This is a genomic window from Flavobacterium sp. (assembly GCF_028712645.1).
In the GTDB taxonomy this organism is placed as follows: domain Bacteria; phylum Bacteroidota; class Bacteroidia; order Flavobacteriales; family Flavobacteriaceae; genus Flavobacterium.
Window position 1 is genome coordinate 1 of sequence record NZ_JAQTPQ010000192.1, and the last position, 6,871, is coordinate 6,871.

The window sequence follows — 6,871 nt, forward strand, 5'->3', positions numbered from 1 at the left end:
TGCTTCGACATTGGTGGGATTGACCACTATTCCTGCTTATATTAGGATTGCAAATGACAACGAATCTTTAATTATGGCTTTGGTTGAAAATATTCAACGCCACGATTTAGATCCAATAGAAATTGCGCTTTCCTACCAAAGATTAATTGATGAAATTCAATTGACACAAGAGCAAATGAGCGAACGTGTGGGAAAAAAACGTTCGACAATCGCCAATTATTTAAGACTTTTAAAACTAGATCCAATTATCCAAACTGGAATTCGTGATGGATTCATCAGTATGGGTCACGGTCGTGCAATTATCAATATTGAAGACCAAGATATTCAAACGGATATTTACCAAAAAATTGTAAGCCAGAATCTATCTGTTCGCGAAACCGAAGCTTTGGTAAAAAATTATCAGGAAAGTTTAAAACCTAAACCTGCTGGTAAACCAAAAGCTACTTCTTTCGAAATTCCTGATTCAGAGAAAAATACTTTCAATAATTATTTTGGGACAAAAGTAGATGTGAAAATTGCTGGAAATGGAAAAGGGAAAATCACTATTCCATTTCACTCTGAAGAAGACTTCAACAGGATTATTAAATTAATAAAAGGCTAGTGAACAAGATTATTTTCATAAGTCTGCTCCTCTTTTTTATAGGAAACACAACCGTTTTTTCGCAAGATAAAACAGATGCTGTCTTGGTAGCGAAAGACACTGTGAAATCAAATGATATTGATCCACTAACCCCAGCAAAAGCAGCTTTTTATTCAGCAGTTTTACCAGGTTTGGGACAAGCTTACAACAAAAAATACTGGAAAATCCCTTTAGTTTATGGAGCTATTGGAACCAGCCTTTATTTTTATATTAACAGCAATAAAAGTTACCATCAATACCGGGATGCTTATAAACGAAGATTAGAAGGTTACACAGACGACCAATTTTACTATTTAGACAAAACCAGATTGATTTCAGCACAGAAATTTTATCAACGAAATCGAGATTTATCCGCATTATTTGTGGTTGGTTTTTATGTTTTAAATATCATTGATGCTAATGTTGATGCAGCTTTAATACAGTTTAATGTCAATGAAAATTTGTCATTGAAACCAAATATTTATTTGAATGATGTAACATCTCGAACAAATATTGGACTAACCTTTAATTATAACTTTTAAATCTCTTAGTTAAAAAAGGGAACAGGAAAGTAGAATCGAAAAAACAAAACTTATAAATGAAAATAGCACTTTTAGGATACGGAAAAATGGGTCAAACAATCGAAAGAATTGCCATTGAAAGAGGACACGAAATTGTTTTGAAAAAAGACGAATTCAACACTTACGAAGGCCTTTCGAATGCCGATGTTGCCATTGATTTCAGTATTCCTGCTGTTGCTGTCGAGAATATTTCGAGTTGTTTTTATGCCAATGTGCCTGTGGTTTCTGGCACAACTGGTTGGTTAGATCGTTATGACGAAATGGTACAGCTTTGCACAGAAAAAAAAGGTGCTTTTCTTTCAAGTTCTAACTTTAGTTTAGGAGTGAATATTTTCTTTGAACTCAACGAATATCTGGCAAAAATGATGTCGAAATTCGATTCCTATAAAGTTGATATGGAAGAAATTCACCATACTCAAAAATTAGATGCGCCAAGCGGAACAGCCATTTCACTAGCAAAAGGGGTGATTGAAAATAGTAATTACACAAAGTGGACATTGGATTCACCAAAAGAAAATGAGATTCATATTGACGCCATAAGAACCGAAAATGTTCCAGGAACACACACGGTAACTTATAAATCTGTGGTGGATGAAATCGAAATTAAGCATACGGCTCATAACCGTGATGGTTTTGCACTTGGAGCAGTAATTGCCGCAGAATGGATTGTGGAAAAACAAGGCATTTTCACTATGAAAGATGTATTAGATTTAAAATAAATTCGTTTCACGTTTAAGGGATTTAAATTTCCAAATTGAACAACCTTAAACTTTAAACTTTAAACAAAAATAGTATGACAGTTTATCAATGGTTTGTGTTTTTCTTGATAGTACAAGTAATTCACTTTTTAGGAACTTGGAAATTATATGTAGCCGCAGGAAGAAAAAACTGGGAAGCGGCAATTCCCGTTTACAATGCCATCGTTTTGATGAAAATTATTGGTCGCCCAACCTGGTGGACTTTATTACTTTTCATACCTATTATCAATCTAATAATGTTCCCAGTTATTTGGGTTGAAACTTTGAGAAGTTTTGGAAAAAGATCTAGTTTAGACACTTTCTTAGGAATAGTTACTTGTGGTTTATATATCTTGTATGTCAATTATACACAAGAATTAAAATACGTTACAGACAGAAGTTTGAATCCTGAAAACAAAACCGCAGATACTGTAAGTTCGCTGCTTTTTGCCATTATTGTTGCCACTTTAGTTCACACTTATCTAATACAACCTTACACAATTCCTTCTTCGTCTTTGGAAAAATCATTATTAGTTGGCGACTTTTTATTCGTGAGCAAAATGAATTATGGCGCTAGAGTTCCTATGACTACAGTGGCTTTGCCAATGGTACACGATTCGATTCCGTTTGCCAAAATTAAATCTTATTTAAGCTGGCCTGAACTACCTTATTTTAGATTTCCAGGTTTCGAAAAAATAAAAAATAATGATATTGTTGTTTTCAACTGGCCAAGAGATACCTTGTTTAATATGTATATAAAGGCTGATAAAAGGTATGACAAGCCAATTGATAAAAAAACAAACTATGTAAAACGTTGTGTGGGGATTCCTGGCGACAGTTTACAGATAAAAGATGGAATTGTTTTTATCAATGGAAAAGAATTGCTTGTGCCTGAAAGAGCGAAGCCTCAATATTCTTATAAACTTGTTTTAGACGGAAAAACGTCAATCGATTTTGACTATCTATTTAAAGATATGAATGTGACAGACGGAATTAATTATGTTAGCACTCAGAAGGATACCGTAGGAATAACAGCACTAACTTTTGCCAATGCTGCTAGAATGAAAAATGTTCCTGGTATTATAAACGTAATTAGAGAAATCAGAAAAGGCCCAGAAGATGGTATTTTTCCAGATTTTCAAGATGGAAAACCATCAGTCACAAACAATTGGAGTTGTGATAACTTTGGCCCAATTTATATTCCTCAAGCAGGAAAAACAGTTGCTTTAAACAAAGAAACCTTGCCTTTTTACAAAATAATAATTAATGAATATGAAGGCAACAAACTTGAAGTAGTTGGCAATGATATTTATATCAATGATCAAAAAGCCACTAATTATACCTTCAAACAAAATTATTATTGGATGATGGGAGACAACCGTCATAATTCGTTAGACGCACGTTATTTTGGATATACGCCCGAAAATCATATCGTTGGAAAACCTGTTTTCATCTGGATGAGTTGGGATACCAATGGCAAAGGCTTAGGAAAAATACGTTGGGAAAGATTATTTACTACTGTTGACGGAGACGGACAACCTCAATCCTATTTCAAATTATTCTTGCTTGCTTTGGCAGCTTTTTTTGTAGGTGAATATTTTTGGAAAAAAAGAAAAGAGAAAAAAGCTTAAATGTTTAAAAGTGTTTAAAAGTTTAATGTTGTTTAACCACCAAACTGATTAAACTTTTAAACAATTTTAAACCATATTAAACTAATAAAATGATGAATCTTCTACTCCATCCCACCTATTTCCCTTCGATAAGCCATTATGTTGCTATGGCTCAATCTGAAGAAATTGAGTTCGAAATAGAAGATAATTTTCAGAAACAAACGAATCGAAACCGAACTTATATTTACAGTCCAAACGGAATTCAGTTGTTGAATATTCCTGTAAAGCATTCTGGTGAGAGTCACCAAAAAACAAAAGATATCAAAATCGAAACTGACTTTGATTGGCAAAAACAACATTTCAAATCATTAGAAGCAGCCTACAGAAGTTCTCCTTTTTTTGAATATTTTGAAGATGCTATTCGTCCCATTTTCGAAAAAAAACACACTTTTTTATTGGACTTGAATTTTGAAACGATGGCTATTGTTTCGAAATGTCTGCGAATGAAATTCGAATATAAAACTACTTCCGAATATTTTCACGAAGTAGATTCCAATTTAATTTTAGATTATAGACATTTGGCAAACGGAAAAAAAGACCCATCAGAATTTGAATCTTACACCCAAGTTTTTGGTGATAAATATGGATTTATAAATAATTTAAGTGTTCTTGATTTGATATTCAACGAAGGAAAATTTGCTTTGGACTATTTGAAAAATCAGAAATTAATTCTAAAATAAAACTCAAAACTACCCTATTCCATTGACAATTTTGCCATAATAGGATAATGATCGGAATTTTCGAATTCAGGAAAACTTTCGAATTTCTTGACCGTCATTTTCTCATCAGCGAAAATATAATCGATTCTGGCTGGATAATATTTGAATTTATAAGTAGCTCCAAAACCTTTACCAGCTTCCTCAAAACTATCTTTCAATTTTCCTTTTATATTCCTATAAACATAGGAAAACGGACTATTATTCATATCACCACAAATGATGATGGGATATTTACACTCCTTTTTATGCTCTTTTATGATCTCGGCTTGTTGCTGTTGTTTTTTGAAAGCCTTACTTATTCTATAGAAAAGCTGCTCCGATTTCCCTTGATTAATGGCGTCAATATTTTCATTAATTTCAGTAACATCTGGCGAAATTTTTATCGACTGCAAGTGCATATTGTAAACCCTAATAATATCCTTTCCCATTTTAATATCAGCAAAAACAAAATTATTATTCGAGTCAGGAAACTCAATATGTCCTTGATCAATAATGGGAAATTTAGAAAAAATAGCCTGACCTGTCTTAATTTTAACACCCTCCATAAAAATATAGCGATGAGGATATACTTTTAAATCAATATGAGCTGAATTTGAATATTCCTGGACGCACAGAATATCAGGATTTTTATCATTGATAAAAGCAAGAATATTCTCTGGAACATCTTCACGATCTAGCCATTTGAAAACATTAAACAAACGCACATTATAACTCATCACAACAAAATCTTTGTCTTCAATTGGATAATCTTTGGCGGAAAATTTATAGAATTTATTGATAAAAGTGATTCCCATCAAAAGTAATAAACCCGACAAAATCATTCTCTTCTTAAATTGAATAGCCCAATAGAGGAAAAATAAGGCGTTCAATAGGAGAAACAACGGCATTATCAAAGTAAGTACTGATAGAAGAGGAAAAAGTTTAGGTGCTAAAAAAGGCAAAACATACGCAATGAATGTTGATACAGTCAACACTATATTCAAAAGAAACATTCCTTTATTAAACCACGAAAGGTTTTTCATTTTATGTTTGTTGTTTGTTGTTTGCTGTTTGCTGTTTGCTGTTTGTGGCGCAACTATAAACCAAAAACTATAAACTACAAACTTTATCATTTCCCGGCTTTAAACAAAAATTCTTTTTCGTCTTTGGTCAAACAATCGTATCCAGATTTGCTGATTTTATCCAAGATTTCGTCGATTTGTTGTTGCGTTTTGTCCTTTGTGACAATTTTTGAAGTAGGTTTCGCCACAGGTTGTTTGTAATTTTTATGCACCTTTTTGAATGGCGTGGATTTGGGTTTCCTGAACAAATTAACAAAAAAATCAATTAAGGATGAAACTATTTTACTCAAATCGGTTCCGTTGCGAAGCAATACAATAAAAATATAGCCAAAAAAAGCACCAGCGAAATGCGCAATATGACCACCCGTATTTCCGTCACGAATTTGTAGCAAATCGATTAGCAGAATCACAAGTGTAATATGCCATAATTTCACGTTGCCAATGAGTAACAAACGTACATTCATCAAAGGTTGATAGACTGTTGTGGCAACTAAAATCGCCATAATTGCTCCAGATGCGCCAACCATTGGCGAAAAAATATTCATTAAATAAAATGATGAAACAAAAACAAAACCCGAAAATACAGCTGATAAGATATACAATCCCAACAACTGTTTCTGATTGAAAAAAGTCAAAAACAATTGGCTAGAAAAATTAAGAATTATCAAATTGAAAAAAATATGGAAAATATCGGAATGAAAAAAGGCATACGTAATTAATGACCAAGGCTTCCAAATCAAATCTGCTGGGTTGGATGATAAACTCACATATTGAAGAAAATCAATATTAATATCTATTAATTTCAACAATCCAAAAAGCACATACGAAATCAGAAAGCAAGCAATATTCCAATAGATTAACTTTTGGGTTATTCCACCAAATTTATATTGTGTTTTCAAGTCGTCAATAATACTGCTCATTTTTTATGTTTTTAAAAATCTCCTATCTGAAATTAGATTTTAATTCCAACGATTATTGTTAAACTGGTTTTTCTTCCAATACCACATAATTATAAAACCAAATAATGCACCACCAACGTGAGCAAAATGAGCAATTCCTCCTCCTCCAAAAATAGATTCACCACCAGAAACTCCCAAATACAAATCGATTAGAACTAATCCAGGAACAAAATATTTTGCTTTTATTGGAACTGGAATAAACATCAAAGCCAATTCTGCATTAGGAAACATAAATGCAAAAGCCACAATAGTTCCATAAATTGCTCCCGAAGCTCCTACAACTGAACCAAGATAAGCAGAAGTGAATTTCTGAAAATCTGAAACCGACAATAATTCTTGCCATTGAGTATTAATTTTTCCTTGGTCCAAAACTTGTAAAATTTCCGCTTTTGGAAATCGATTCGACATTAGAGTATTTAATCCTTCTTGAAAATAATAATAATTTATTGCTGTGTTTACTAATGCAGCTCCCAATCCACAGGAAATATAAAAAAACAAGAATTTTTTACCGCCCCAAAAATGCTC

8 protein-coding genes are annotated in these 6,871 nt (G+C 32.7%); 5 read left to right on the forward strand and 3 right to left on the reverse strand.

The annotated features are described in order from the left end of the window. The 5 genes from PHC28_RS13585 to PHC28_RS13605 all read left to right on the forward strand — a co-directional run. Positions 1-601 (forward strand): ParB/RepB/Spo0J family partition protein (locus tag PHC28_RS13585; protein ID WP_300101605.1); only part of this gene is annotated, 601 nt, incomplete at its 5' end. Then, entirely contained in the window at positions 601-1,161 is a 561-nt protein-coding gene (locus PHC28_RS13590) for a DUF5683 domain-containing protein (protein WP_300101608.1), read from the forward strand. The genes PHC28_RS13585 and PHC28_RS13590, both read left to right, overlap by 1 nt. Before the next feature lie 56 nt (positions 1,162-1,217). Beyond that, on the forward strand, positions 1,218-1,919 hold the full coding sequence (gene dapB / locus PHC28_RS13595) for a 4-hydroxy-tetrahydrodipicolinate reductase (RefSeq protein WP_300101610.1): 702 nt from the start codon (positions 1,218-1,220) through the stop codon (positions 1,917-1,919). Between the two features lie 74 nt (positions 1,920-1,993). After that, positions 1,994-3,568 (forward strand): signal peptidase I, encoded by a 1,575-nt coding sequence (gene lepB / locus PHC28_RS13600; RefSeq protein ID WP_300101612.1) that lies wholly within the window; start codon positions 1,994-1,996, stop codon positions 3,566-3,568. Positions 3,569-3,660: 92 nt separating this feature from the next. Then, entirely contained in the window at positions 3,661-4,287 is a 627-nt protein-coding gene (locus tag PHC28_RS13605; RefSeq protein ID WP_300101621.1) for a WbqC family protein, read from the forward strand. A 14-nt stretch (positions 4,288-4,301) separates the two neighbouring features. Here PHC28_RS13605 and PHC28_RS13610 read toward each other — a convergent pair whose 3' ends face one another. From PHC28_RS13610 to PHC28_RS13620, 3 genes are all read right to left on the reverse strand, one after another. Then, positions 4,302-5,348: an endonuclease/exonuclease/phosphatase family protein gene (locus PHC28_RS13610; RefSeq protein WP_300101624.1), complete on the reverse strand. Its 1,047-nt coding sequence runs from the start codon at positions 5,346-5,348 to the stop codon at positions 4,302-4,304. Between the two features lie 86 nt (positions 5,349-5,434). Further along, positions 5,435-6,307, reverse strand: coding sequence for a rhomboid family intramembrane serine protease (locus PHC28_RS13615; RefSeq protein WP_300101615.1), 873 nt, complete (start codon positions 6,305-6,307; stop codon positions 5,435-5,437). A gap of 39 nt (positions 6,308-6,346) precedes the next feature. Beyond that, positions 6,347-6,871 (reverse strand): rhomboid family intramembrane serine protease (locus tag PHC28_RS13620; RefSeq protein WP_300101618.1); only part of this gene is annotated, 525 nt, incomplete at its 5' end.